Origin of the sequence: Companilactobacillus furfuricola, from assembly GCF_003946325.1 — a bacterium.
Lineage (GTDB): Bacteria > Bacillota > Bacilli > Lactobacillales > Lactobacillaceae > Companilactobacillus > Companilactobacillus furfuricola.
This window is the reverse complement of sequence record NZ_RHNT01000015.1, coordinates 15,003-38,421: the sequence shown is the minus strand read 5'-3', so window position 1 is coordinate 38,421 and position 23,419 is coordinate 15,003. Positions and strand designations below refer to the sequence as shown.

31 protein-coding genes, 1 other RNA gene, 1 riboswitch and 1 other annotated feature are annotated in these 23,419 nt (G+C 39.0%); all 32 genes read left to right on the top strand.

Translation table 11 applies throughout. From position 1 onward, the window contains the following. Positions 1-54: 54 nt before the first annotated feature. A complete protein-coding gene (gene cysS, locus EKM78_RS06110) occupies positions 55-1,461 on the top strand; it encodes a cysteine--tRNA ligase (protein WP_125770415.1) in 1,407 nt (468 codons plus the stop codon). Beyond that, entirely contained in the window at positions 1,454-1,858 is a 405-nt protein-coding gene (locus EKM78_RS06105; RefSeq protein ID WP_125770413.1) for a Mini-ribonuclease 3, read from the top strand. Before cysS ends, EKM78_RS06105 begins: the two co-directional genes overlap by 8 nt. Next, complete coding sequence (gene rlmB / locus EKM78_RS06100; RefSeq protein ID WP_125770411.1) at positions 1,848-2,618, top strand: 23S rRNA (guanosine(2251)-2'-O)-methyltransferase RlmB; 771 nt, start codon at positions 1,848-1,850, stop codon at positions 2,616-2,618. The genes EKM78_RS06105 and rlmB overlap by 11 nt, the downstream gene beginning before the upstream one ends. A 123-nt stretch (positions 2,619-2,741) precedes the next feature. Then, positions 2,742-3,350 carry a sigma-70 family RNA polymerase sigma factor gene (locus EKM78_RS06095; RefSeq protein WP_164507219.1) on the top strand — a complete coding sequence of 203 codons (609 nt, stop codon included), beginning with the start codon at positions 2,742-2,744 and terminating at the stop codon, positions 3,348-3,350. A gap of 91 nt (positions 3,351-3,441) precedes the next feature. Beyond that, positions 3,442-3,591, top strand: coding sequence for a 50S ribosomal protein L33 (rpmG, locus tag EKM78_RS06090; protein WP_076613567.1), 150 nt, complete (start codon positions 3,442-3,444; stop codon positions 3,589-3,591). Between the two features lie 14 nt (positions 3,592-3,605). Next, a complete protein-coding gene (gene secE, locus EKM78_RS06085) occupies positions 3,606-3,791 on the top strand; it encodes a preprotein translocase subunit SecE (protein WP_125770407.1) in 186 nt (61 codons plus the stop codon). A gap of 94 nt (positions 3,792-3,885) precedes the next feature. After that, on the top strand, positions 3,886-4,431 hold the full coding sequence (gene nusG, locus EKM78_RS06080; protein WP_125770405.1) for a transcription termination/antitermination protein NusG: 546 nt from the start codon (positions 3,886-3,888) through the stop codon (positions 4,429-4,431). 120 nt (positions 4,432-4,551) lie between these two features. Continuing rightward, positions 4,552-4,977: a 50S ribosomal protein L11 gene (gene rplK, locus EKM78_RS06075; RefSeq protein WP_125770403.1), complete on the top strand. Its 426-nt coding sequence runs from the start codon at positions 4,552-4,554 to the stop codon at positions 4,975-4,977. 102 nt (positions 4,978-5,079) lie between these two features. Continuing rightward, positions 5,080-5,760, top strand: a complete 681-nt coding sequence (rplA, locus tag EKM78_RS06070; RefSeq protein ID WP_125770401.1) for a 50S ribosomal protein L1 — start codon at positions 5,080-5,082, stop codon at positions 5,758-5,760. A 33-nt stretch (positions 5,761-5,793) separates the two neighbouring features. Next, positions 5,794-5,912 (top strand) — a sequence feature (ribosomal protein L10 leader region). Positions 5,913-5,957: 45 nt separating this feature from the next. Next, positions 5,958-6,464, top strand: coding sequence for a 50S ribosomal protein L10 (gene rplJ / locus EKM78_RS06065; protein WP_125770399.1), 507 nt, complete (start codon positions 5,958-5,960; stop codon positions 6,462-6,464). Between the two features lie 48 nt (positions 6,465-6,512). Then, the gene (gene rplL / locus EKM78_RS06060) at positions 6,513-6,881 is read left to right on the top strand and encodes a 50S ribosomal protein L7/L12 (protein ID WP_125770397.1); all 369 of its coding nucleotides are present in this window, start codon (positions 6,513-6,515) and stop codon (positions 6,879-6,881) included. 68 nt (positions 6,882-6,949) lie between these two features. Then, the gene (locus EKM78_RS06055) at positions 6,950-7,552 is read left to right on the top strand and encodes a class I SAM-dependent methyltransferase (protein WP_125770395.1); all 603 of its coding nucleotides are present in this window, start codon (positions 6,950-6,952) and stop codon (positions 7,550-7,552) included. A 14-nt stretch (positions 7,553-7,566) separates the two neighbouring features. After that, positions 7,567-7,869 carry a hypothetical protein gene (locus EKM78_RS06050; protein WP_125770393.1) on the top strand — a complete coding sequence of 101 codons (303 nt, stop codon included), beginning with the start codon at positions 7,567-7,569 and terminating at the stop codon, positions 7,867-7,869. Positions 7,870-7,871: 2 nt separating this feature from the next. After that, a complete protein-coding gene (locus EKM78_RS06045) occupies positions 7,872-8,348 on the top strand; it encodes a nucleoside deaminase (RefSeq protein ID WP_125770391.1) in 477 nt (158 codons plus the stop codon). 43 nt (positions 8,349-8,391) lie between these two features. Then, positions 8,392-8,474: signal recognition particle sRNA small type (gene ffs, locus EKM78_RS06040), an RNA gene on the top strand. Between the two features lie 84 nt (positions 8,475-8,558). Continuing rightward, complete coding sequence (gene dnaX, locus EKM78_RS06035) at positions 8,559-10,277, top strand: DNA polymerase III subunit gamma/tau (RefSeq protein ID WP_125770389.1); 1,719 nt, start codon at positions 8,559-8,561, stop codon at positions 10,275-10,277. Positions 10,278-10,290: 13 nt separating this feature from the next. Beyond that, on the top strand, positions 10,291-10,635 hold the full coding sequence (locus tag EKM78_RS06030; RefSeq protein WP_125770387.1) for a YbaB/EbfC family nucleoid-associated protein: 345 nt from the start codon (positions 10,291-10,293) through the stop codon (positions 10,633-10,635). A 1-nt stretch (position 10,636) separates the two neighbouring features. Then, positions 10,637-11,236, top strand: coding sequence for a recombination mediator RecR (recR, locus tag EKM78_RS06025; protein WP_125770385.1), 600 nt, complete (start codon positions 10,637-10,639; stop codon positions 11,234-11,236). A 2-nt stretch (positions 11,237-11,238) separates the two neighbouring features. Continuing rightward, on the top strand, positions 11,239-11,526 hold the full coding sequence (locus tag EKM78_RS06020) for a YaaL family protein (protein WP_125770383.1): 288 nt from the start codon (positions 11,239-11,241) through the stop codon (positions 11,524-11,526). 831 nt (positions 11,527-12,357) lie between these two features. After that, positions 12,358-13,008: a dTMP kinase gene (tmk, locus tag EKM78_RS06015; protein WP_125770381.1), complete on the top strand. Its 651-nt coding sequence runs from the start codon at positions 12,358-12,360 to the stop codon at positions 13,006-13,008. A 2-nt stretch (positions 13,009-13,010) separates the two neighbouring features. Continuing rightward, the gene (locus EKM78_RS06010; protein WP_125707140.1) at positions 13,011-13,331 is read left to right on the top strand and encodes a cyclic-di-AMP receptor; all 321 of its coding nucleotides are present in this window, start codon (positions 13,011-13,013) and stop codon (positions 13,329-13,331) included. Positions 13,332-13,333: 2 nt separating this feature from the next. After that, positions 13,334-14,287: a DNA polymerase III subunit delta' gene (locus EKM78_RS06005; RefSeq protein ID WP_125770379.1), complete on the top strand. Its 954-nt coding sequence runs from the start codon at positions 13,334-13,336 to the stop codon at positions 14,285-14,287. A gap of 11 nt (positions 14,288-14,298) precedes the next feature. Next, the gene (locus EKM78_RS06000; protein WP_125770377.1) at positions 14,299-14,637 is read left to right on the top strand and encodes an initiation-control protein YabA; all 339 of its coding nucleotides are present in this window, start codon (positions 14,299-14,301) and stop codon (positions 14,635-14,637) included. Positions 14,638-14,653: 16 nt separating this feature from the next. Beyond that, positions 14,654-15,526, top strand: a complete 873-nt coding sequence (gene rsmI, locus EKM78_RS05995) for a 16S rRNA (cytidine(1402)-2'-O)-methyltransferase (RefSeq protein WP_125770375.1) — start codon at positions 14,654-14,656, stop codon at positions 15,524-15,526. Position 15,527: 1 nt separating this feature from the next. Next, the gene (locus EKM78_RS05990; RefSeq protein WP_125770373.1) at positions 15,528-16,268 is read left to right on the top strand and encodes an acyl-[acyl-carrier-protein] thioesterase; all 741 of its coding nucleotides are present in this window, start codon (positions 15,528-15,530) and stop codon (positions 16,266-16,268) included. Between the two features lie 62 nt (positions 16,269-16,330). Then, positions 16,331-16,428, top strand: a riboswitch (THF riboswitch). Positions 16,429-16,489: 61 nt separating this feature from the next. Beyond that, positions 16,490-17,026: a folate family ECF transporter S component gene (locus tag EKM78_RS05985; protein ID WP_125770371.1), complete on the top strand. Its 537-nt coding sequence runs from the start codon at positions 16,490-16,492 to the stop codon at positions 17,024-17,026. A gap of 460 nt (positions 17,027-17,486) precedes the next feature. Further along, a complete protein-coding gene (gene tsaB, locus EKM78_RS05980; RefSeq protein WP_125770369.1) occupies positions 17,487-18,209 on the top strand; it encodes a tRNA (adenosine(37)-N6)-threonylcarbamoyltransferase complex dimerization subunit type 1 TsaB in 723 nt (240 codons plus the stop codon). Further along, positions 18,193-18,729, top strand: coding sequence for a ribosomal protein S18-alanine N-acetyltransferase (gene rimI, locus EKM78_RS05975; RefSeq protein WP_125770367.1), 537 nt, complete (start codon positions 18,193-18,195; stop codon positions 18,727-18,729). The genes tsaB and rimI overlap by 17 nt, the downstream gene beginning before the upstream one ends. Before the next feature lie 10 nt (positions 18,730-18,739). Then, on the top strand, positions 18,740-19,753 hold the full coding sequence (gene tsaD / locus EKM78_RS05970) for a tRNA (adenosine(37)-N6)-threonylcarbamoyltransferase complex transferase subunit TsaD (protein WP_125770365.1): 1,014 nt from the start codon (positions 18,740-18,742) through the stop codon (positions 19,751-19,753). Positions 19,754-19,857: 104 nt separating this feature from the next. Beyond that, positions 19,858-20,862 carry a type II CRISPR RNA-guided endonuclease Cas9 gene (cas9, locus tag EKM78_RS13275; RefSeq protein WP_281273598.1) on the top strand — a complete coding sequence of 335 codons (1,005 nt, stop codon included), beginning with the start codon at positions 19,858-19,860 and terminating at the stop codon, positions 20,860-20,862. Further along, on the top strand, positions 20,856-21,857 hold the full coding sequence (gene cas9, locus EKM78_RS13270; RefSeq protein ID WP_342768439.1) for a type II CRISPR RNA-guided endonuclease Cas9: 1,002 nt from the start codon (positions 20,856-20,858) through the stop codon (positions 21,855-21,857). Before cas9 (EKM78_RS13275) ends, cas9 (EKM78_RS13270) begins: the two co-directional genes overlap by 7 nt. Next, entirely contained in the window at positions 21,830-23,242 is a 1,413-nt protein-coding gene (gene cas9 / locus EKM78_RS13075) for a type II CRISPR RNA-guided endonuclease Cas9 (RefSeq protein WP_342768438.1), read from the top strand. Before cas9 (EKM78_RS13270) ends, cas9 (EKM78_RS13075) begins: the two co-directional genes overlap by 28 nt. Positions 23,243-23,419 lie beyond the last annotated feature (177 nt).

Genomic DNA, 23,419 nt, shown 5'->3' with positions numbered 1-23,419 from the left:
AGGTTGAAGGAAAACATTGTTTTGCCTCAACCTCTTTTTATATAGGTGATATAGATGCTGAAAATATTTAATACGTACACACGACAAAAAGAAGAATTTAAACCGATCGAACCCGGTCACGTGAATATGTATGTCTGTGGACCAACAGTTTATAATTATATTCACATCGGAAATGGTCGCTCGATCGTTGCTTTTGATACGGTTAGACGATATTTAGAATATATTGGTTACGACGTTAAATTCGTTTCCAACTTCACAGACGTTGACGACAAGATGATCAAAGAAGCTGCCCGAGAGAACATCACAGTCCCAGAAGTGGCAAATAAGTTTATCAAAGCTTTTTTTGAAGACGTGGGTCAATTGAACGTTCAAAAAGCTACTGTCAATCCGCGGGCAACAGATAATATCCCCGAGATAATCAACTTCATCAAAGTCTTGATCGACAAAGGCTATGCCTACGAATCACAAGGGGATGTCTTCTACCGGGCTCGCAAATTCAAGAATTATGGTCAACTTTCTAAAATGGATATCGACCAATTAGTTGAAGGTGCCAGTGAACACGTTGGCGAAGAAGAGTTCAAGAAGAAGCAAGACCCAATCGACTTTGCCCTCTGGAAAAAAGCTAAACCAGGCGAGATCAAATGGGATTCTCCTTGGGGAGAAGGCCGTCCCGGCTGGCATATCGAATGTTCCGTCATGTCGACCAAGTATTTAGGCAACAACTTCGACATCCACGGTGGCGGTCAAGATCTTGAATTTCCACATCACGAAAATGAGATCGCTCAATCAGAAGCTGAGACTGGTGAGAAATTCGTCAATTACTGGATGCACAATGGTTTCGTAACTGTCGAAAACAATGAGAAGATGAGCAAGTCACTCGGTAACTTCGTTACAGTCCACGACTTAGTCAAAACAACTGACCCCCAAGTGATCCGCTTCTTTTTATCATCAACGCACTATCGTCGACCACTGGAATACTCGAAGTCAAATCTCCAAAAAGCAGCTGACAACTTGGAGAAGATCAAGACAGCTTACAGTAACTTGGAATTTAGAACGAAAAACGCTGACGGTCCAAGCGACTCAGCAATTAAGTCTGAGATCGATAATATCGTTGCCGACTACAAGACGGCGATGGATGACGATTTCAACGTCCAAAATGCTTTGACATCGATCTTTGAATTAGTTAGTCTAGCTAACAACTACAATAGTCAAGAGCAAGTCAATTCTGACGATGTGAAGCTGATCTTGGATACTCTCACACAATTAGCCGGTATCCTCGGTGTGAAGTTCGACCAAAAGGGCGAATTATCAGACGATATTCAAACACTAGTCGATCAACGTGACGAAGCTCGCGCTAATAAAGATTTCGCAACTAGTGATAAATTGCGTGATCAACTAAAGGAAATGGGTGTGATCCTTGAGGACACACCACAAGGAACACGGTGGCATTTAGATGATTAAACTAGAACAATTAAATGGCGTGACACTAGCATACTTAGGCGATGCCGTTTATGAAGTATACATTCGTGAACACGTCTTAGAGACCGGAACGACCAAAGTCAACGAACTGCAAAAGATGTCGAAACAATTCGTCTCTGCTAAAGCTCAGGCAGCTTTGATCAACTTGATGATCGAAGAAAACGTCCTATCTGACGAAGAGCTCCGGATCTACAAAAATGGTCGCAATGCCAAGAAATATACTAAGGCGAAAAACACCGACGTGGTGACTTATCACATGTCGACCGGATTTGAAGCTTTAATGGGCTATTTAGACCTCACAAAGAACAAAGAACGCCTAGTCGAATTGATCGACTGGTGTATCAAAAAGGTAGAAGCAGGTGAAACGAATGCAAAATAATTCTCACAACAAAGTCGATGATAGTGAACTAGTCTTTGGCACGCACGCTGTCGTAGAATTGCTCAAATCACCTACTGCTAAGGAACGTGTCAATAAAGTCTTAGTTCAAAAAGACTTAAAGAGCGAACACATCGGTGAAGCTATCAAACTAGCTAAACGAGACCGCTTGATCGTTCAAGAAGTACCAAAGAACAAACTAGATCAGATCACTGACAACGGCACCCATCAGGGGATGGCTGCTTACATCGCTACTTATCAATACGCCCAATTAGATGATATTTTTAAGAGTGCTGAAAAGAAGGGGACTGATCCTTTCATCTTGATCCTCGATAAGATCGAAGACCCTCACAATCTAGGTTCGATCATGCGGACAGCTGACGCTGTCGGTGTCGACGGGATCATTATTCCAAAGCACCGTTCAACAGGTCTAACTTCGACAGTAGCTAAAACTTCAACTGGTGCCATCGAACACGTGCCAGTTGTGCGGGTGACTAATTTGGTCAACACGATCAAAGACCTCAAGAAGAAGAACGTCTGGGTCTTTGGAACCGCCATGGAAGGTCACAACTATCGCCAATGGAATGCTAAAGGTGCCATTGCCTTAGTCATTGGTAATGAAGGAAAAGGTGTCTCACCACTAGTTCAAAAACAAGTTGATGAAACACTCAGCATTCCGATGGTCGGACACGTGCAAAGTCTAAACGCCTCAGTTGCTACCGGTGTTTTGCTTTATCAAGCTTATGCTTCGAGAAATGAATAATTTATAGTGAAAAATTAACAGTTGGTTGAAAAGACTAACTGTTTTTTTGTAAACTTATGTTCGCTTTTTTTCACTATTTTACTCATGTACATTATAAATACGAACACAACCAGCATTTATATTATGAGTAACGCATTTAGAGAAGATGAACTAATTATTCTAGTTAGAGATCAAAAAGATTCGAATGCACTTTATCAACTGATCAAAAAATATCAGCCAATGATTGATAATATGTATAAGATGTACTGGCTGAATGGTTACGATCAAAGTGACTGGTACCAGGAGTCATATATTGTGTGTTACGAAACTTGCTGTTCATTTGATGGCAGATTTGGTTCCCGATTTGCAAATTTCTTTAAGATGCGCTTTAATCATCACGTTATTTCTTTGATTAGAGCACAACAAACGGCCAAACGACAAATTAATGCAGAGGCTAGTTCATTTGAAGAATTATTGGCAAATGGAGAGTCAGTACTGAATTATTTACACGAACCAGCTCCAAGATCTTTGGATTTACTCATGGAGATCGAGAAGTTAGTCGAAGGGTTGAGTGATTTAGAATTAGCAGCCTTTTTAGTTGTCCTAGGTGATGTAACAATGAAGCAAGCTTGCGATTTACATAATGTTACTGAAGAACAAATGGTTCGTGCTGCTAGTAGATGTAAAGCTAAGATCATGAATAATTTGAATAAAGAAGAAAAAGTTGAAACTGAAGATAGTTCCAAAGATTAATTGTATTTAGTAATGGACTTTTCAATGTAACAACGGTACAATGATAACTGCTAAATTGTGCAAAGTTTGCACGAAGGTTATGGTGAAACATATGGGACTAAGAAAAGTAGCTTTAGCATGTAGCGTTTGCGGCTCACGTAATTACACGATCAGTGAGAACCCAAACCGGACAGAACGGCTTGAAGTTAAGAAGTTTTGTAAGCATTGCGGTAAGCACACATTACATAAAGAAACACGTTAATTTTGGAGGGTCACATGAGATTTTTTAGATTTTTAGGCAGTGTTAAAAAAGAAATGAAATTGGTTGTTTGGCCAACATTTAAAGAAAACAGGAGAGATACTTGGACTGTTATCATGACATCTCTAATGTACGCTGTCTTCTTCGCAATTGTTGACTGGGTCCTCATCTTGATCTTGCAAAAGCTCATTATGGGATCATAATTGAAAATTAACACAAAATCTGGTATTCTAATACCAATCAGAAATCTCGGACGTAGTTCGAGGTTTTTTATTTTGAAATTTTTTGGAGGAAATTATGGCTGAAGCTGGCGAAAAACAATGGTACGTATTGCACACTTATTCTGGATACGAGAACAAAGTTAAAGAGAATCTAGAATCTCGTGCACAATCAATGGGTATGGAAGACTACATCTTCCGTGCTGTGGTTCCTGAAGACGAAGAAACAGAAACAAAGAACGGTAAACAAAAGACGGAAATGAAGAAGACTTTCCCTGGTTACGTTTTAGTAGAAATGGTTATGTCTGATGAATCTTGGTTCGTGGTACGTAATACACCAGGTGTTACTGGATTCGTTGGAAGCCACGGTTCAGGTTCAAAGCCTGCACCATTGCTACCAGAAGAAATCGATCACATCCTACATGACATGGGCGTTTCTGCTCGTGATCATGATACTGACTTTGAAGTTGGCGAAACAGTTACTATCGTTGACGGTGCCTTCGCACAAATGAGCGGTAAGGTCACAGAAGTTGATGCTGAACACATGAAATTGAAAGTGCAAGTTAACATGTTCGGACGTGACACGAACGCCGAAGTCAATTTTGACGATGTTGACAAACAATAATATTTCTTATTGATATCGTAGTTTTAGCATGCTACACTATTACGGTATGTTTCACATACTGTGGGAGAGAAAATATACATTCTCATCAAGACCACATCACGGAAGAGGAGGTAATTTTTCGTGGCTAAAAAAGTTGCAAATATCGTTAAATTACAAATACCTGCTGGTCAAGCTACTCCAGCTCCACCAGTTGGTCCAGCTTTAGGTCAAGCTGGTATCAATATCGTTGCATTTACTAAAGATTTTAATGCACGTACACAAGATCAACATGGAATGATCATTCCAGTTGTTATCTCAGTTTATGAAGATCGTTCATTCGATTTCGTTACTAAGACACCACCTGCAGCTGTTCTTTTGAAGAAAGCTGCTGGCGTTGATAGTGGCTCTGGCGAACCTAACACAAACAAGGTTGCTACAGTTACATCAGATCAAGTTCGCGAAATTGCTGAAACCAAGATGAAAGACCTAAACGCTGCCAGTGTTGAAGCTGCAATGCGTATGGTTGCTGGTACTGCAAGAAGTATGGGCTTCGAAGTTAAAGACTAGTCTTAACTTTTTAACAGTTTACAGGAGTGTGAAAACATTCTTAACAAGTGGGAGGAGAAAATCTAAATCTCCAATGGACCACAAAGCAAGGAGGAACTTAGCATGGCTAAGCATGGAAAAAAATATATGGACGCAGTCAAAGGCTTAGATAAGTCAAAGACTTACTCTGCTGAAGAAGCTGCTGAATTACTTAAGAAAATTGATTACGCAAAATTCGACTCAACAATCGAAGTTGCTATTAACTTGGATGTAGATCCTAAACAAGCTGACCAACAAATTCGTGGCGCAATTGTGCTACCAAACGGTACAGGTAAGACTTCAAAGGTTATCGTCTTCGCTGAAGGTGACCAAGCTAAAGCTGCTGAAGCTGCTGGTGCTGACGTTGTTGGTTCTGACGACCTCGTTGAAAAGATTCAAGATGGTTGGTTAGACTTTGATGTTGCTGTTGCTACACCACCAATGATGGCTAAGGTTGGACGTTTAGGTCGTGTACTTGGACCTAAAGGCTTAATGCCTAACCCTAAGACTGGTACAGTTACAATGGACGTTGAAAAGGCTGTTAACGACATCAAAGCTGGACAAGTTGCCTACCGTGTTGATCCTAACGGATTGATTCACGCACCAATTGGTAAGGCTTCATTTGATGCTGCTAAGATCGCAGAAAACTTTGATGCATTGTACGATGCTATTTTGAAGGCTCGTCCAGCATCATTGAAGGGTGCATATGTTACAAGTGTTAATATGACTTCAACATTTGGCCCTGGTCTTAAGATTAACGCATAATCTTATTGACTAATTACCAAAATGATGATAAATTACAATAGTTGATTTCTACCGAAGACTCAGGTGATGAAAGTCTTAATATCCTGCCGAGGCCAGAAGATTGTTAAATAATCTCTGCGCTCTTTCGGGTGCAGAGATTTTATTATTTTTAAGCCGTGTAGAGATAACTAAAATAATTATGGAGGTGAAACGTAAAGATGAAACAAGAAGTTTTAGACAAGAAACAAGCAGAAGTTGATGCCGTTGTTAAGAACTTAAAAGACGCTAAATCAGTTGTCGTAGTTGACTACTTAGGTTTAACTGTTGAAGAAGCTACTAACATGCGTGCTGAATTACGTGAGCAAGGTGCATCAATGAAAGTTGTCAAGAATACAATCTTGAGACGTGCTGCTGATGCTGCTGGTATCGAAGGAATCGAAGACTTGTTCGTAGGTCCTACAGCAATTGCCTTCTCTGAAGAAGATCCAGTTGCCCCAGCTAAAGTTGCTGCTAAATATGCTAAAGATGTTGAAGCCGTTGAAATCAAGGGTGGAATGATCGAAGGCAAAGTTGCTACACTTGAAGAAATTCAAAGTCTTGCAACATTACCATCAAGAGACGGTTTACTCTCAATGTTGGTATCTGTATTACAAGCTCCAGTTCGCGACTTCGCAATGACTGTAAAGGCTATTGCCGACAAGAAAGACGACGAACCAGCTGCTTAATTTACAAAATAACATTAAATAAAACAATTAAATTTGGAGGATTTTAAAATGGCTTTAGATACACAAGCAATTATTGACCAATTAAAAGATGCATCAATCCTTGAACTAAACGACTTAGTTAAGGCTATCGAAGACGAATTTGACGTTACTGCTGCTGCACCAGTTGCTGCTGCAGGTGCTGCTGGTGGAGACGCCGGTGCTGAAAAAGACTCATTTGACGTTGAGTTGACAGAAGCAGGACAAGAAAAAGTTAAGGTTATCAAGGAAGTTCGTGGTATCACAGGACTTGGCTTGAAAGACTCAAAAGACTTAGTTGATGGCGCACCTAAGGTTATCAAAGAAGGCGTTGCTAAGGCTGACGCTGACGAAATGAAAGAAAAACTTGAAGCTGTTGGCGCAACAGTTACATTGAAGTAATTCATTTATGTTAAAATTAATCCTCGAAAGAGGATTTTTTTTTACCCAAAATTACTTAGGAGAAACTAATGGCTAATCAATATTTTGAGAATTCTAGCGATCTTGAACATGAATTAAAGACTTTCGACTTTACATTGCGTAGTCACAATTTAAAATTCACCTCGGACAGCGGTGTTTTTTCTCGACAAACGATCGATTTTGGATCACGCGTCTTGATCGAAGCAATTGATTTTTCCAACGTTCCCAATGGCGATATTTTAGATGTTGGCTGTGGTTACGGCCCCATCGGACTTTCTTTAGCAAAGGATCAAGCTAGTCGTCAAGTTACGATGACAGATGTTAATTTAAGAGCTTTAGATCTTGCTAAGAAAAATGCCCAAACTAATCAGATCGACAATGTTAAGATCTTTGAATCCAACATGTATGAACAAGTCGACGCTAAATTTGCTCTGATTGTTTCCAATCCACCGATCCGTGCCGGTAAAGAAGTAGTATCTGGTATAATTTCTGAGGCTTCAAAGTATTTACTACCTAGCGGAGAAGTTTGGATCGTGATCCAGAAGAAACAAGGCGCTCCTTCAGCTAAGAAGTTGATGAAGGAAACCTATGGTAATGTTGAAGTCGTCACCCGTGATAAGGGGTATTATATACTTAAGAGTAAATTGATCTAACAGGGGGCAGTATTATGGATAAGAAGCTTTTGCTCGGAATTGGTTTAGCAGTTGCTACAGGAGGTTTGGCTGTCGTTGGCTTGTTGGCTTTTAAGACTGTTCGCAAAGTCAAAGTAAATAAGAAACGTAAGAAGTTGCGTAAATACGTTAAACACTATTTAGGTAACAACAAGAAAGCCTTGGAAATTGTCGACAATTTATCGAATTTTCAAGTTCGCATCTTATTCAAAATTTTTGAAAAGACGACAGAGAAAATTTCAGAAGTTAAACTACCTGGAAAATTAAGCGATAAGCTAGCTGAAATAGCGGAAGGATAAATATGCACTATTCAGATTCTATCAACAAGAGTTTTATGGAAATGGCACTCGATCAAGCACAGCTTGCCCAAATGCACGGTGAAGTACCTATCGGTTGTATCATCGTTGATAACACGACTTCAGAGATCTTGTCTGTTGGCTATAACGAGCGTGAACAAACACAAGACGCTATCAAACATGCTGAGATCATTGCTATTCAAAAAGCTTGTGCCAAAGTCGGCAGCTGGCGACTAGAGCATAGTAGTTTGTTCGTGACTTTGGAACCTTGTCCAATGTGTGCGGGGGCTATCATCAATAGCCGGATCGAAGAAGTCGTTTTTGGGGCATTTGATCCCAAAGCGGGCTCGGTCGGCTCGATCAACAACTTATTTGAAGAGAAAAGATACAATCATCATCCTGACTTTTTAGGCGGGGTGCTAGCGGATGAATCGGCAGCCATGTTACAAAATTTCTTTCGAGAAATTCGTCGTAAAAAGTAGCATAAATGATGATTTTATAGTAATATAGTTATTGCCGAAAGGCCTTAGGGCAATGGTGCTCTTACGAATCGTGTCAGGTTCGGAAGAAAGCAGCACTAAGTAAGTTGCAACATGTGCCTTTTGTTATGAATATTAACCTCCTAATCTAATCGGTTAGGAGTTTTTTTATGTTAAAATTTAATCATTACTATTAAACAGTTAGGAGAAAGTATGGCATATCAAGCATTATATCGGGTATGGCGCCCGCAGACCTTTGCTGATGTAGTGGGTCAAGACGTGATCACACAGACATTGAGAAACGCTGTGGCAAGTAATATGACCAGCCATGCCTATTTATTTAGTGGACCACGAGGGACCGGTAAGACTTCCTGTGCGAAGATCTTAGCCAAAGCAGTTAACTGTTTGAATCCTCAAGATGGTGAACCTTGCAATGAATGCGAGATTTGTCAGGCAGCTAACGAGAATCGATTGAACGATGTCATCGAGATTGATGCTGCTTCCAACAACGGTGTCGAGGAGATCCGTGACATCCGCGATAAAGTCAAATACGCTCCAACTGAAGCTAAATTCAAAGTTTATATAATCGATGAAGTTCACATGCTCTCTCAAGGAGCCTTCAATGCCTTACTCAAGACTTTGGAAGAACCTCCAGCAAATGTGATGTTCATTTTAGCAACGACCGAACCACAAAAGATTCCAGCTACGATTATTTCCAGAACGCAAAGCTTTACTTTTCGACGGATCTCTCGTCAAGATATTTTGGATCGGATGGAATTGATCTTAAACGATAAGCAGATCGAATATGACGAAGAAGCATTAAATATCATCGCTGCTTCTGCTGAAGGTGGGATGCGTGACGCCTTGAGTATTTTGGATCAAGCTTTATCTTTCGGTAATGACAAGTTAACTTTGAACAATGCTCAAGAAGTCACTGGGGCTTTGAGTAATGAGCAAATTGTATCTTATATGACTGCTGTGGCCGATAATAATCCAGCTGATGCGTTAACTAGTTTGTACAATATTTTAGCTAGCGGACGTTCTGCTGTTAGGTTTACGGAAATGATCATTCGCGTTTGTCGGAATATGATCTTGTACAACTCAAATAGTGATCTGTCTGACAATATGGATTCGACGATCATGAATCAAGAAATGCTTGCGATCGCTAACAAGTTTGATAACGAGCGACTTTTTTACATCGTTGATCAAGTTAGCAGTACGCAAAAGAACCTCAAGAATTCCAATCAAACTGATGTTTATATGGAGATCTTGACCGTCAAGATCAGTGAACCACAGATCCAAACAGAGACAGCTTCCGATTCGGAATCAGCTAGTCAGCAAACTCCCGTCGACAACGTGCAAGTTGACCGTTTGAGCGATGAAGTTTCTAAACTTAAGTCGGAGATCAAAAATCTTTCAGCTAATGGTGTCGCCAGTCGTCCAACTGAAAAGGCTAAACCTAAGCACAAAGCTCAGAAGACACATTTGAATAAGACAGCGATTTACAATGTTTTAGGAAATGCGACTAAAGGCGATCTAAACAGTGCAAAAGATATTTGGCCGGATGTGATGAACATGTTATCCGTTACTCAAAGGGCAATGATGAAAGTTTCTGAACCTGTTGCTGCTAGTCCTGATGGTATCGTGATGGCTTTTGATTACCCCATGTGGTTTGAACAAGCTCAAGAAGATCAAGATTTATTAGATTCACTGACTGCCGACGTCAGCAAGCTTTTGAAGAAAGACTGCCAGATTGTCATGGTGCCGAAAGAACAGTGGCCAGTAATTAGAAAAGAATATATTACCAATAACATTGATTTAGATAAGAATAACGATGTAAAATCTAAACCAGAGGCAACAAAATCGGACAAAGCAGTTGATGAAGCAGTAAACTTGTTTGGTGAAGATAATGTTGATATCAAAAACGACTAGGAGGAACTAGATTATGAGTAAGGGACCAAGTTTTGGAAATATGGGCGGAAATATGGCAGACTTAATGCGCCAAGCTCAAAAGATGCAACAACAAGTACAAGAAGCACAAAATGAACTTAAAAACGCTGAATACGTTGGCAAGGCAGCTGGAGATCTTGTAACCGTTAAAATGAACGGCGAAAGAAAGATCACAGACCTTAAGATCGCAGAAAAATTGATCGATCCAGATGATCCAGACACATTGCAAGATATGGTGATCATGGCTTTGAATGATGCTAATGATAAGATGATGGAAGATCAAAAGAACAAGCTTGGTCAATATGCCGGCGGTTTAAGTGGTATGAATGGAATGATGTAGGATGAATTATCCAGAACCAATTACGAAATTGATCGATAGTTATATGCTGCTACCCGGGATCGGTCGTAAGACGGCTACGAGAATGGCTTTTTACACTTTGAGTATGGATAAAGAAGATGTCAAAGAATTTTCTGATAATTTGATGTCTGCTAAAGAAGATATTCATTCTTGTAAGATCTGCGGGAATATTACGACTGATGACATTTGTTCGATCTGCCGCGATAAGAATCGTGATCAATCGACGATTTTAGTTGTGGAGCAGCCGAAAGATATTTTATCGATCGATGATATGAATGCTTATAATGGTCTTTATCACGTCTTAGGTGGTGTTTTGTCGCCTGTTGATGGTGTTGGTCCCGAGAACCTCAATATCAAGTTACTGTTGAATCGTTTACGCGAGAACAAGGATGTTAAGGAATTGATTATCGCAACTAATGCTACGCCGGATGGTGAAGCTACGGCGCAATATTTGGCTAAATTAGTCAAGCCTGCTGGGATCAAGGTTACTCGTCCTGCTCGTGGGTTGGCTGTTGGGTCAGATATTGAATATGCTGATGAGATGACTCTGAAGAGTGCAGTTTTAGGACGTAGGGAGATTTGATCATGTTTTTTAGAAAAAAAGTTAACGTGAAGAAAATCGAAGATAATCGTTTGCTGGATGATATTAGTGAGATCCAGGAACGTGCTAATAATATGCAGAAGCTGGTTGATAACTCATTGGAGGTTTCTGATGAGACCCGGATTAAGTTGAAGCTTGAGATGGTTAAGTATCAGTTTTTGTATTTGGAGGCTCGTCGTCGGAATACTAAGGCTCGTGAGACTACTAATATTATTTTTGGTGAAGAAGATACTTTTTTGAGCCAACCTAATGATGCTGAGAAGCATTGGTAGGTGGATGGACTGATTCTTGATGAATCGGTCTTTTTTTTATAGATGTAAGTGAGCTATGGCAGACAGAGGCGTTTTGCTTTGATGGAAGTCTGTTAGTTTGTTTGGTGGTTGGGGTGTGGAGGTAGTATTTTGGTTGCTACGTTCAATGCCGACTCCGGGGCCCGGGGATACAGCCACTGGAACGCTGCCGACGTCGATTTGAGCTTATTCGGGAAGTTCGCCCGAACAATCTCAAATACGAGTCTTCCTCTAAGCTCCTTCGTCGCCAAGAGGAATTTGGCGGCTGAGGGCTGTATCCCCGGGCCCCTCCGTCTAGATGGAGACTATATCCCCCCTTTTGTTGAGATTTACCGATTTATTTTGTGCAAATTGGCACTGTTTGCTCGTCCTATTTCTCACATGTCTATCTCAGGCTTTATCTATTCTGGTGGAGAGTAGGGGCTTCCTTTTCTTGTTTGAATATATTCTCTTTCTGAATTACTTACTCTTTTCTCGGTTCGCGGGACTTTGCTCCGCTCATTTTGTTTCCTGACTTACATTGCCGCTGTGATCTTTCTTTAGTTGTTGGTTGGATAAGAGTGAATATATATTTTCTTCTCTTGCCTTTGCTTCTTGCTCGCGTGCTCGTTTCTCGCACTCTTGCCTATTTCTTTTGTTTTATTTTTTCTCACTTTATTTGTTTTTTGCTCGCGTGCTCGTTTCTCTCGCACTCTCGCGCTCTCGCAATGGTGCAGGAGGAACTTGCTTTTTTGGTCTTCTCTTGATATTTCCCTTTATTCTCTTTTTCAAGTAAAATATATTAGTATTAACTAGTTAATGGGAGAATTGTTTATGTCAGGTATTTTTATTTCTTTTGAAGGTCCCGATGGGGCTGGTAAGACTACTGCTTTGAATCGGATTGCTCCGGCTTTGGATGCTTTGACTTCTTCTGAGGTTGTTGTTTCTCGGGAGCCTGGGGGTAGTCCGATTGCTGAGGAGATCCGTAAGATTATTTTGGATGTTAATGGTGCTGATATGGATGATCGGACTGAGGCTTTGCTTTATGCTGCTGCTCGTCGTCAGCATTTGGTTGATGTTATTTTGCCTTCTTTGGCTGCTGATAAGGTTTTGCTTTCGGATCGATTTGTTGATAGTTCTATTGCTTATCAAGGTGGTGGACGTGAGATTGGTACTGATGAGGTTCGTGAGATCAATGATTTTGCTATTGATGGACACTTGCCAGATTTGACAATTTATTTTGATATTACCCCAGAGGTTGGTTTGGCTCGGATTCGTTCTGATCATCAAGAGGCTATGGATCGTTTGGAGAAGGCTTCTTTGGATTTTCATGATCGAGTTCATGATACTTACTTGCAGCTAGTTAAGGATAATCCTAAACGCATTGTTTCAATCGATGCTGATCAAGAACCGGCATTGGTTGTGAAGGATGCTATTGATGCAATTACTAAACGTTTCCCAGATGTTTTTAACGGAGGTAGATAACGATGAAATTAATTTTAGCAATCGTCCAAGATAAGGATAGTGGACAACTTCAATCTAAATTGGTCAAAGATGGTTTTCGGTTTACTCGTTTGCCATCTACTGGTGGTTTCCTTAAATCAGGTAACTCGACTTTTATTATGGGTGTTGAAGAGGAACAGATCGATGCTGCTCTTGAGGTTATTAAAAAAGCTTGTCACACTCGGACTCAATATGTTACTTCTTCATTTGTTTTGCCTGAGAGCGGAATTGGTGATCCGGTGGAAGTTCAAGTCGGTGGGGCAACTTGCTTTATTTTGCCAGTCGATAAATTTGTGAGATTTTAATAATGGAAAATATTACGCAAGAACAGCCGAAGGTTATTTCGGAGTTTCAAAAGATCATTCAAGCTAATATGCTTAGCCATGCTTATTTGATCGATGATGCTTCTTCGCAAGTTCGTAACCAGATCGCACTTTGGCTAGCGCAAACTCAGTTTTGTGAGAACTTGGTTGATGGATTGCCAGATCAGACTTGTCAAGCTTGCAAGAATATTGCCATGGGTGACAACCCGGATGTTTTGCAAGTTACTACCGATAAGCAAAGTATTGGTGTGGATGATATTAAATTTTTTAAAAAAGAAGCTAATATGACTGCTACTCAAGGATCTCGGCGTATTTTGATTATTAATGATGCGCAAAAGATGACTAGTGCTGCTAGTAATAATTTGCTGAAGACGATCGAAGAGCCGGAAGGTAATTTGATGATTATTTTGCTTTGCAATTCTTCTAAGCAAATGTTGCCCACGATCCAATCGCGGGTGCAGATTTTTCATCTTTCTAATCAGAGTAATACGGATGAGATCCAGACTTTAGCTGCTGAAGGATACAAAGAAAATACTGCCAAATTAGCCTTGAGTATTTCCGATATCAAGGATCTAGCGACGATGTCGGGCGATAACTATCAAGCTATGGAATCAGCGTTGATTTCCTGGTTGAAGCGCTGTGATCAAAGACAATTTGATAGTTTTATCGACGTTCAAACTGACATTATGCCGCAGATCGAGAATAAAAATCATCAACAATTGTTTTTTGACATGATGAATCAAATATTTAGTGATATATTATCAATTAGGTATCATATCAAAAATACAAAATTGATAAATGAGGATTTACTTCCAAATCGGGATATCAAGACGATCGTACGCTTCTCTGAAGAGCTTTTTCATGCTGAAGGAATTTGGAAAAGCAATGTGGCATTTCAGGCCATCCTTGAAGATTTATCATTAAAATATGTTAATTAGTAGGTATTAATATGGCAGAAAATGATTTATACAGTGAATTTGAAGACATTACGAACAAATTAAGCGATTTAAGTACTGAACTATCATCATTAAAGGAACAACTTTCAAAGAGTTTAGAAGAAAATGAAGAATTAAAGATCGAGAATAAGAACTTGCGCAAGCATTTGGAAAAGGTCAACGAAGGCCAAAAGGATTTCGATCCCAATGATTTGCCAAGTTCACGACTTAATCTTGAGAAATTGTATGAAAAAGGATTTCACGTTTGCCAACAATTTTACGGATCACATCATGATGAACCTTGTATGTTTTGTCTCGATGTGATCTACGGCAAGCGATCGAAAAATCATTAGTAAGGGAGCTATTTGAATGGAGGAACAAAAGAGTTTTGTTGACAATTCGAAGGGCTGCCTTTTTTTGGTGCCAACGCCGATCGGTAACCTTGACGACATGACGTTTCGTGCTGTCAAAGTTTTGAAAGATGTTGATTTAATTGCGGCAGAAGATACTCGCAATACAAAGAATTTGTTGAAACATTTTGAAATACCAACAGATTTGATCAGCTTTCATGAGCACAACACTGCTTCTAGGATCCCAGAATTGATCGAAAAGATGAATTCTGGGACCGATATTGCTCAAGTCAGCGACGCCGGAACGCCCTCGATCAGTGATCCTGGAAAGGAATTGGTCAAAGCGGCTATCAAAGCCGATATAGCGGTCGTTCCATTGCCAGGAGCAACTGCTTCTACGACCGCTCTGATCGCATCGGGGATCGAACCACAACCGTTTTATTTTTACGGCTTTTTGCCTAGAAAGGGTAAGGAACGGACTGAGGCGTTAGTTGATTTGGCTAATCGTAGTGAAACTACGATCATTTATGAATCGCCTTATCGAGTACTCAAGACGTTAGCTGATGTGCTAAATAACTTCGGTCCTGACCGCCAGATCACATTAGCTCGTGAGCTAACAAAACTGCACGAAGCCTTTTTTAGAGGCAATATTCAACAAGCAATTGATTTCTACACAGAAAATGACCCTAAGGGAGAATTTGTCTTGGTCATCGCCGGAAAACCTCAGGAACAAGTAGAGGCGATGACTGATGATCAGATTATAGCCGCTGTTAATAATCTGATTGAAGCTGGAAATAAGCCTAATAAAGCCATCAAAGAGATCGCTGCCCAAAATGATTTGAAGAAACAAGTAGTTTATAACTTATACCACAATATTGAAGGGAAGAATTAATATGGACGACACGCAAGCTGAAGTTTATACAGAAGACGCAGTATTTCCGTTTTACTTGTCGAATTTTACCGGAGATATTAAGATCTCAGCATTGTTAGATGTAATGCTATTAGCCTCAGAGAATCAACTTAAGCAAAAGAATGCTGACAGTGTTTCCATGGTTGAGCGCGGTCTGGGCTGGGTCGTTACTCAATACCACTTGGATATCAAGCAAATGCCCGATGTTGGCGTAAAAGTCAAAGTCAGCACTAGAGCTACTAGCTACAACAAATTCTTTTTCTATCGTGATTTTTGGATCGATGATGAAGCTGGTAATCGCATGGTGACTTTGCAAAGCGCTTTTGTCATCATCGATATTAAACAACGTAAGATCGTTAGTGCTGCTGATAATTTGAAAGATCTGTTCGGTTCGCAGGAAACTAACAAGATCAAACGCTTTGCTCGTTTGCGTGAACCTAAAGAATTCGATACGAAAGATCAGCAACATATTGGCTATTACAATATTGATGTAAATCGTCACGTTAACAATACTTATTATTTTTACTGGATGATCGATTCACTCGATATTGAATTTATTGCTAGTCACAAGATCAAGTCGATGGATATCAAGTATGAAAAAGAACTGAATATTCACAGCAAGCCAGAAGTTTTTTCAAAGTTAGATGGCTTGACGAGTACTCATTGGATCAAGAACGGTGACGAATTAAACGTTATTGCAAAATTTGAATGGGAACATAAATAATTCGATAGTCAAATCAGTAGGTTATCGGGTTGCCTTGTGCTACTATTGATGGGTATTAAAAATTTGGAGTAGGATTCAAAGCGTTAAGTGCTGGTGGAACGGAATGTGAACACCGGACAAAGGGGAGTGACTCCGCGGTTTTGTTTCCGCATTCGCCACATATATAGTTAATCGCCATATTCTAGTTATATTTTGTGGCAGCTCCGTTGGGAGATGTCAAAATGAACAGAAGTAAGCAAAGTAGCACCGCAATAAGTATCCATGAATTGACTTGGATGGCACTGTTGATCGCATTGGAGAGTGTGTTGATCAAATTGACTTTTGGAAGTGCCATGCTCAAGGTAGGATTTTCCTTTATTGCTATAGGACTGATGGGATATTACTTCGGTCCTTACAAAGCAGCGTTAGCTAACGGTATTGCCGATTTGATCTCAAACGTTATTTTAGGATCAAATGGTAGTTATTTCTTCTGGGGCTTCACTGTCTCAGCCGTCGTGTCAGGATTGATCGCTGGATTTGTCCTCCACCGCCGGAAAGTTACGCTGTTGAATGTTTTTATCACGATATTATTGATCACCGTGGTGGTTAACACGTTAATGAATACCCTTTGGGTAAGTATTATGACTAATAACCCGTATCTCGTTATGTTAGTGGCAAGATTGCCTAAACAAGCGATTGCGTTGGTTTACCAAACGGGACTGTTGTATATCATGCTGAAATGGATCGACGGTTCGAAATTTTCTAAAATAGGCCGTTAGTGGTCTATTTTTTTTTGATTTTTAGGTCGGGTGAAGGTTGATGTGTTTTAGTGGACAGATAGCTTTGTATTTGAGAGAATTTGTGATTTGAGGGTTTGGGTGTTGAAGTAGGGTTTGGGATTTTTTGAGACCGATTTTTTTTGTTACTATGATATTTGATTGATTTTTGGGCGGTTTCAAGTTTTTTTGCCAATGCTTTGTTGTTTGGGTATAGTATTGAATTTATTGGTTCCAAACTTCTCTTTCTTTGTTGCCAAACTTCTATTGGTATTTGACCAAACGTTGCCCGCTTTATAGTGGAAACGCGCTCAGGGAGGCAGCGGGCTCCGGTTTAGCAACTGTCGGCAGGCGTGGCTTTGCCGCGCCTTTGGTGCCGACAGTCCCTAAATCCTCACCAGCTGGGCGGCTCCCTGAGCGCTCTTTGTGATAGAATACCTATATTAAGGAATGAGTGTTAATTATGAAAATTTTAGCTTTTGATACATCGAATAAACCATTGACTGTTGCTGTTGTTGAGGATGGTAAGTGTTTGGCTCGTATGGATTCTTCTGAGGAGAAGACTCATAGTGTTTCTCTTTTGCCTGATATTCAGGAGTCGCTTGAGAAGTCTGGTTTGAATGTTTCTGATATTGATCGGATCGCGGTTGCTGCTGGTCCTGGTTCTTATACTGGGGTCAGGATCGCGGTTACGGTTGCTAAGACTTTGGCTTTTACTTTGGCTAAGCCTTTGGTGGGGATTTCTAGTTTGCGTTTGCTTGCCGCAAATGGAACTGATGGTAAACTGATTGTGGCTGTTGAGGATGCTCGTAACGATAATGCTTTTGCTGGTGCTTACATTGACAAGTCCGGCGAAGTGGTCAATGTTATCGAGGATCAACATATTGCAATGGATCAGCTTTTTGAAAAATTGGGCAATTATCCTGAGGAACAAGTTGAGTTTGTTAACGTTTCTGAGCATTTGGCTGAATTGATCCAAGACGCAATGCCTAAGGCTTCGGTTGTCTTGACGAAAGATAGTTTGCCCGATTCAGTCAAATTGGCGCAAATTGCTGAAAATACTGAGCCTGTTAAGGATATTAATGCATTCGTACCAACGTACTTGCGTTTGACACAAGCAGAACATGATTGGATCAAAAAGGGACACAAGGAAGACGGTAATATTTCTTATGTGGAAGAAATTTAAGCAAGCCGTATGGCCGCAAGAAGACGAGGAAAAATATCCATTCACGGATAAACAAGTGAATATCAATGATTCAGAATTGCTCTTAAGAAAAGCTCAATCGTCCGATGTTGACGATTTTATGACCATTCAGGAGCAAATATACGGGACGCCAGTTCCCTGGTCAAAAGATATCGTTGTTAACGAGATCAAGAACCGCAATGCCCTTTATTTAGTGCTGGTCAAAGATGAAAAAGTCGTCGCCTTCATTGGTTTAGCTATGAATATGGGAAAAGAATCTCATATTACGAATCTAGCTATTTTGCCTAAATATCAGAAATTTGGTCTGGGACATTTATTGTTGAATCAAGTGATCGACTATAGTAAAAAATACGATTACAACCGAATGTCTTTAGAAGTTGATATTACTAACAAATCAGCAATCAACTTGTATGAGGCTTTTGGCTTTGAAACGCGATTAGTCCACAAAAAATATTATTATAGGAACCACCATGACGCATTAGAAATGGTGGCTGAGTTGTGAGGGAATTATTTTGAAAAAAGATACATTGATCTTGTCTTTTGAAAGCAGTTGTGATGAGACTAGCGTGGCTGTCATTAAAAATGGTAAGGAAATATTATCAAATATTATTGCGACACAAATAAAAAGTCACCAACGTTTCGGCGGAGTAGTCCCAGAAGTAGCCAGCAGACATCACGTGGAAGAAATTACCATATGCATTCAGATGGCAATGGACGAAGCTGAAGTCGACTACGATGACCTGGATGCCGTAGCTGTAACTTACGGTCCAGGACTAGTAGGGTCACTCTTGATCGGTATCATGGCCGCCAAAACGGTAGCTTTTGCACACGATTTGCCACTGATCAAGTCCAATCACTTGGCAGGACATATTTATTCAGCCAAATTCGTAACTGACTTAGAATATCCATTCATGGCCTTACTAGTATCAGGTGGCCACACCGAACTAGTTTACGTCAAAGCTCCAGGGGAGTTTGAAACACTAGGCGATACTAGAGATGACGCTGTAGGTGAAGCCTACGATAAAATCGGACGTGTCCTAGGGATCAACTATCCAGCCGGAAAAGAAGTCGATCGACTGGCTGGAATCGGTCAGGATACTTTTAATTTTCCAAGAGCCATGGTCCAAGAAGACAATCTTGACTTCAGTTTCAGTGGTCTAAAGAGTGCCTTCATCAACACGGTCCACCACGCAGACCAAGTTCATGAAGAATTAAGCAAAGAAGACCTCGCCGCCAGTTTTCAAGGAGCGGTCTTGGATATCTTGGCTAACAAGACCTTCAGAGCTATCAAAACACACCCTGTAAAGCAATTGGTCGTTGCAGGTGGAGTGGCTGCCAACCAAGGCTTGAGAAGTCGTTTGGCCTCAGAGATCGCCAAAAGAAATGACGACATCGAACTAGTCTTTCCACCACTAAGATTATGTGGTGACAATGCTGCGATGATCGGTGCTATTGCTCAAATTCAATACGATAAAAAGGATTTCGCTGACTTAACTGTCAATGCTGATCCTAGTTTAGATTTTTAATATATTAAAAAGCGAGTGAAATTTTTCACTCGTTTTTTTATATTTAATAGTTTTTTGTTTTTAAACATTGTATCGTATAGAAAAAGAGATTGGAGGCTTTTAAAATGACTCGTGATATTAGTTTAGGATTGGATATGGGTGTATCTTCGGTTGGATACAGCGTTATTGATATTCACACTGGGGAAATATTTGAATCAGGTGTGAGATTATTCAATGCAACGATTGCTGAAGGTAATAGTGAACGTCGAGATTTCAGGGGAAGCAGACGGCTGACTGGTCGTAATACCGAAAGAAGAAAAGAAACAGCTAAATTATTCTTTAAATGTGGTTTATTGAACCAATTCGATTTGAGTGAATATTATAAGCCATTTGACAATAATCAAAACTCTTACCAAATTAGAGTGGATGGTCTCCATAAAAAAATCTCGAAATTGGAAATTGCAGAAGCACTATATCATATAGTTAAAAGAAGAGGTATCAGTTATGAGCTAAACGATGATGAAGAGACTAACAAAAAGGGCTCCAATTATCAAAATGGGCTTTTAGTTAATACTAAAGAATTAGCAACAATGACTCCTGCAGAAATTCAGTTAGAACGATTAAAGAAATATTCAGCGGTTCGAGGATCTATTGATATTGAAATAGACAATAAAAAGACGACTTTGCTAAACGTTTTTCCAACTAAAGATTTTGTTAGTGAAGCAAAAAGGATAATTGCTAATCAAAGACAGTTCTATCCTGAATGTCTTACTGAGAATTTTGAAGAAAAATATTTAGAAATACTACAGCGAAAACGGGAATATTTTGTTGGACCTGGTTCAGAAAAATCGCGGACAGATTATGGTATTTATAAAGAAGATGGTCGGACGTTAGACAATTTATTTGAAGAATTGATTGGACGGTGTAGCGTATATAAAGATCAATTGAGAGCCCCGGCAGCTTCTTATACAGCTCAATATTTCAATCTTTTGAACGATCTAAATAATTTAAGAATATTAAGTAATGAAGATCAAAAACTGACTTATGAGCAGAAGGAAAAAATAATAAATGCGGTATTATCTTCTACTACAAAGAAAATTAATCTTATCAAAATCATAAAAAAATTCTAAAATGTCAAGCAGAGGACATAGTTGGGTATCGCATTGATGAAAATAAAAATCCGATATTTAATACGATGGATGTTTATAGAATGATTCGTAAGGGTCTTATTGATGAAGGCATTGATTTCGACACTCTTACTAATGATTTTATTGATGATATTAGTTATACAATGACTTTGAATACAGAAATTGGTGAAATCCGAAAACAACTGGAATCAAAGAAAAAAGACTATTCTTTCATGGATAATAACTTGATTAATGCAATTATTGATACGAAAGATAACTTTAAAATCAAATCCAACAATAAATGGCATCGCTTTTCGTTGAAGTTAATGAAGGAATTAATTCCGGATATGGAAAAAAGACCAGTGGAACAAATGAATCTTATTATGGAGAAGAACTTGGATCATAATTTTGACGAAACATTCTTAGAGCAAAAGTATTTACCTTACAAAAAAATTGCAGAAAATATTTATAATCCTGTAACTGCAAAGTCTGTTCGAGAAGGATTAAAGATTGTCAATGCAATTATAAAAAAATACGGGCATATCAACTATGTTGTTGTTGAAATGCCAAGAGATAAGAATGATGCAGAACAAAAAAAGCAATTAAAAGAATTTCAGAGAAGAAACAAGAAAGAAAAAGAAGAAGCTATTGATGAATTCTGCTCCAAATTTTCGAATTCTAAATCGGTCAAAGAAAAAGTTACACACGATTGGCATTTAACTTTAAAAGTTCGTCTTTGGTATCAACAAGATGGACTTGATGTATATCTTGGAAAAGCCATTCAGCCGTCAGACCTATTAATAAACCCTCTAAATTTCGAGATAGATCATATCATACCACAGTCGGTTTCTGAAGATGATGGTATCAACAATAAAACATTATGTTACGCAAATATGAATCAGGCTAAAAAGAAAACGACGCCATGGGAATTCTTGAATAAGGGTTATGGGCAAGGCTTTGACAAAATGAAATCTATGGTGAAAAAAATCCTCGTTTAAAAGGGAAACTTGATAACTATTTATTTGAAGAAAGTATTTATGATATAGAGACCCGAAAAAGATTTTTGGCAAGAAATTTAGTAGATACTAGATATGCTTCTCGTGTTGTACTGAATTCATTGACAAGCTTTTTTAATAACCAACAATTTGATACCAAAGTAACCGTCGTTAGAGGTAAATTCACATCAAATATGCGTAAGCATTGGAAAATAAACAAGTCCAGAGATAGTTACTATCATCATGCAATTGATGCATCAATAATCGCAGCCACTCCATTTTTAAAGATTTGGAAAAAAGGTGCAACACTATTTCCAAAAAAAGTTTCAGAAAATGAACTGGATATTAGTGTTGGAGAAATTATTTCTGATAAGGAATACGATGCTGCTATATATAAAGAACCATATGCTGGTTTCTTTAAGGAATTAAAGAACCAAGAACAAAATGTTAAATTCTCATATCAAGTCGATAAAAAAATGAATCGAACAATTAGTAATGCAACAATATATTCGACAAGAAAGGCTAAATTGTCTAATGATAAAGAGGAAGCGGATTATGTAGTATCTAAGATCAACAACATCTATGATCCTCGAGAATTTGCTAGATTCAAAAAGATATATGACAGAGATAAATCAAAAATTCTCTTATCTCGTTTTTCTCCCCAGTCCTTCAAAAAATTAGAAGATATTATGGATAAATATCCTTGTGTTGAAGAGAAAGTGCTTGATAACGGCGATGTTAAAGAGTATCCACAGTCACCGTTTGAATTTTATAGACGTGGTCATGGTGAGGTAAGAAAGTATTCCAAAAAAGGGAATGGGCCAGTAATACGCCAGCTTAAATATTTAGATGAGAAGTTAGGTGAACATATTGATATTACTGACGACAAGACTAAAAACAAAAAAGTTATTTTAAAATCACTGAAGCCATGGAGAACAGACGTTTATTTTAATCACGAAACTCAAAAATACGAAATTATGGGATTAAAATATTCTGATTTAAAATTTAATACCGATGAAGGATATGGAATTAAATTAAATAGGTATCTTGAAATTAAATCACGTGAATCGATATCTAATGAATCAGAATTTTTGTATTCATTGTATCGTCGTGACAGAATTAAAGCCTACAAACAGGATACTGGAGAAGAAGTTGAATTAATTTTTTGGTCAAAGAATGAAACCAATCCCGGTTATGCAGAATTCAAGCCATTAGATAAAGCAGATGTTAAAGATGATTATTTTCCAATCTATGGGGGAGCAAAGACAAGGCTTATTAAGAAATTTGCTCCAGATGGTACAAGAATTTTAAAAGTAAATACTAATGTGTTGGGCGACACATACTATGTCAGAAAAGAATCAAATAATCCGAAAAATATTCTTGATTAATAGTATCAATGTGATACTATTAGTATGTAAGGGACGCCTTGCAGCTTGAACGTTCAAGTTTTTTCATTTTGAATTTCTTTTTAAGTTTTACCATTACTAATTCTTTAAGGATCTTCAAAAATAAGGGTTTATCCCGAGATTACCGCCTAATTAATAGGCGGTTTTTTTATACTCAAA

What these genes read in the sequence shown, in the direction of transcription:
- rplL (WP_125770397.1), top strand. Translation starts at nt 6,513, where the DNA reads ATGGCTTTAGATACACAAGCAATTATTGACCAATTAAAAGATGCATCA.
- recR (WP_125770385.1), top strand. Translation starts at nt 10,637, where the DNA reads ATGAATTATCCAGAACCAATTACGAAATTGATCGATAGTTATATGCTG.
- EKM78_RS06020 (WP_125770383.1), top strand. Translation starts at nt 11,239, where the DNA reads ATGTTTTTTAGAAAAAAAGTTAACGTGAAGAAAATCGAAGATAATCGT.
- rplA (WP_125770401.1), top strand. Translation starts at nt 5,080, where the DNA reads ATGGCTAAGCATGGAAAAAAATATATGGACGCAGTCAAAGGCTTAGAT.
- EKM78_RS06010 (WP_125707140.1), top strand. Translation starts at nt 13,011, where the DNA reads ATGAAATTAATTTTAGCAATCGTCCAAGATAAGGATAGTGGACAACTT.
- EKM78_RS06030 (WP_125770387.1), top strand. Translation starts at nt 10,291, where the DNA reads ATGAGTAAGGGACCAAGTTTTGGAAATATGGGCGGAAATATGGCAGAC.
- EKM78_RS06095 (WP_164507219.1), top strand. Translation starts at nt 2,742, where the DNA reads ATGAGTAACGCATTTAGAGAAGATGAACTAATTATTCTAGTTAGAGAT.
- EKM78_RS06000 (WP_125770377.1), top strand. Translation starts at nt 14,299, where the DNA reads ATGGCAGAAAATGATTTATACAGTGAATTTGAAGACATTACGAACAAA.
- rsmI (WP_125770375.1), top strand. Translation starts at nt 14,654, where the DNA reads ATGGAGGAACAAAAGAGTTTTGTTGACAATTCGAAGGGCTGCCTTTTT.
- EKM78_RS05990 (WP_125770373.1), top strand. Translation starts at nt 15,528, where the DNA reads ATGGACGACACGCAAGCTGAAGTTTATACAGAAGACGCAGTATTTCCG.
- tmk (WP_125770381.1), top strand. Translation starts at nt 12,358, where the DNA reads ATGTCAGGTATTTTTATTTCTTTTGAAGGTCCCGATGGGGCTGGTAAG.
- tsaB (WP_125770369.1), top strand. Translation starts at nt 17,487, where the DNA reads ATGAAAATTTTAGCTTTTGATACATCGAATAAACCATTGACTGTTGCT.
- dnaX (WP_125770389.1), top strand. Translation starts at nt 8,559, where the DNA reads ATGGCATATCAAGCATTATATCGGGTATGGCGCCCGCAGACCTTTGCT.
- EKM78_RS05985 (WP_125770371.1), top strand. Translation starts at nt 16,490, where the DNA reads ATGAACAGAAGTAAGCAAAGTAGCACCGCAATAAGTATCCATGAATTG.
- nusG (WP_125770405.1), top strand. Translation starts at nt 3,886, where the DNA reads ATGGCTGAAGCTGGCGAAAAACAATGGTACGTATTGCACACTTATTCT.
- cas9 (WP_281273598.1), top strand. Translation starts at nt 19,858, where the DNA reads ATGACTCGTGATATTAGTTTAGGATTGGATATGGGTGTATCTTCGGTT.
- EKM78_RS06050 (WP_125770393.1), top strand. Translation starts at nt 7,567, where the DNA reads ATGGATAAGAAGCTTTTGCTCGGAATTGGTTTAGCAGTTGCTACAGGA.
- EKM78_RS06045 (WP_125770391.1), top strand. Translation starts at nt 7,872, where the DNA reads ATGCACTATTCAGATTCTATCAACAAGAGTTTTATGGAAATGGCACTC.
- cysS (WP_125770415.1), top strand. Translation starts at nt 55, where the DNA reads ATGCTGAAAATATTTAATACGTACACACGACAAAAAGAAGAATTTAAA.
- EKM78_RS06105 (WP_125770413.1), top strand. Translation starts at nt 1,454, where the DNA reads ATGATTAAACTAGAACAATTAAATGGCGTGACACTAGCATACTTAGGC.
- rlmB (WP_125770411.1), top strand. Translation starts at nt 1,848, where the DNA reads ATGCAAAATAATTCTCACAACAAAGTCGATGATAGTGAACTAGTCTTT.
- rimI (WP_125770367.1), top strand. Translation starts at nt 18,193, where the DNA reads ATGTGGAAGAAATTTAAGCAAGCCGTATGGCCGCAAGAAGACGAGGAA.
- rpmG (WP_076613567.1), top strand. Translation starts at nt 3,442, where the DNA reads ATGGGACTAAGAAAAGTAGCTTTAGCATGTAGCGTTTGCGGCTCACGT.
- EKM78_RS06005 (WP_125770379.1), top strand. Translation starts at nt 13,334, where the DNA reads ATGGAAAATATTACGCAAGAACAGCCGAAGGTTATTTCGGAGTTTCAA.
- rplJ (WP_125770399.1), top strand. Translation starts at nt 5,958, where the DNA reads ATGAAACAAGAAGTTTTAGACAAGAAACAAGCAGAAGTTGATGCCGTT.
- EKM78_RS06055 (WP_125770395.1), top strand. Translation starts at nt 6,950, where the DNA reads ATGGCTAATCAATATTTTGAGAATTCTAGCGATCTTGAACATGAATTA.
- secE (WP_125770407.1), top strand. Translation starts at nt 3,606, where the DNA reads ATGAGATTTTTTAGATTTTTAGGCAGTGTTAAAAAAGAAATGAAATTG.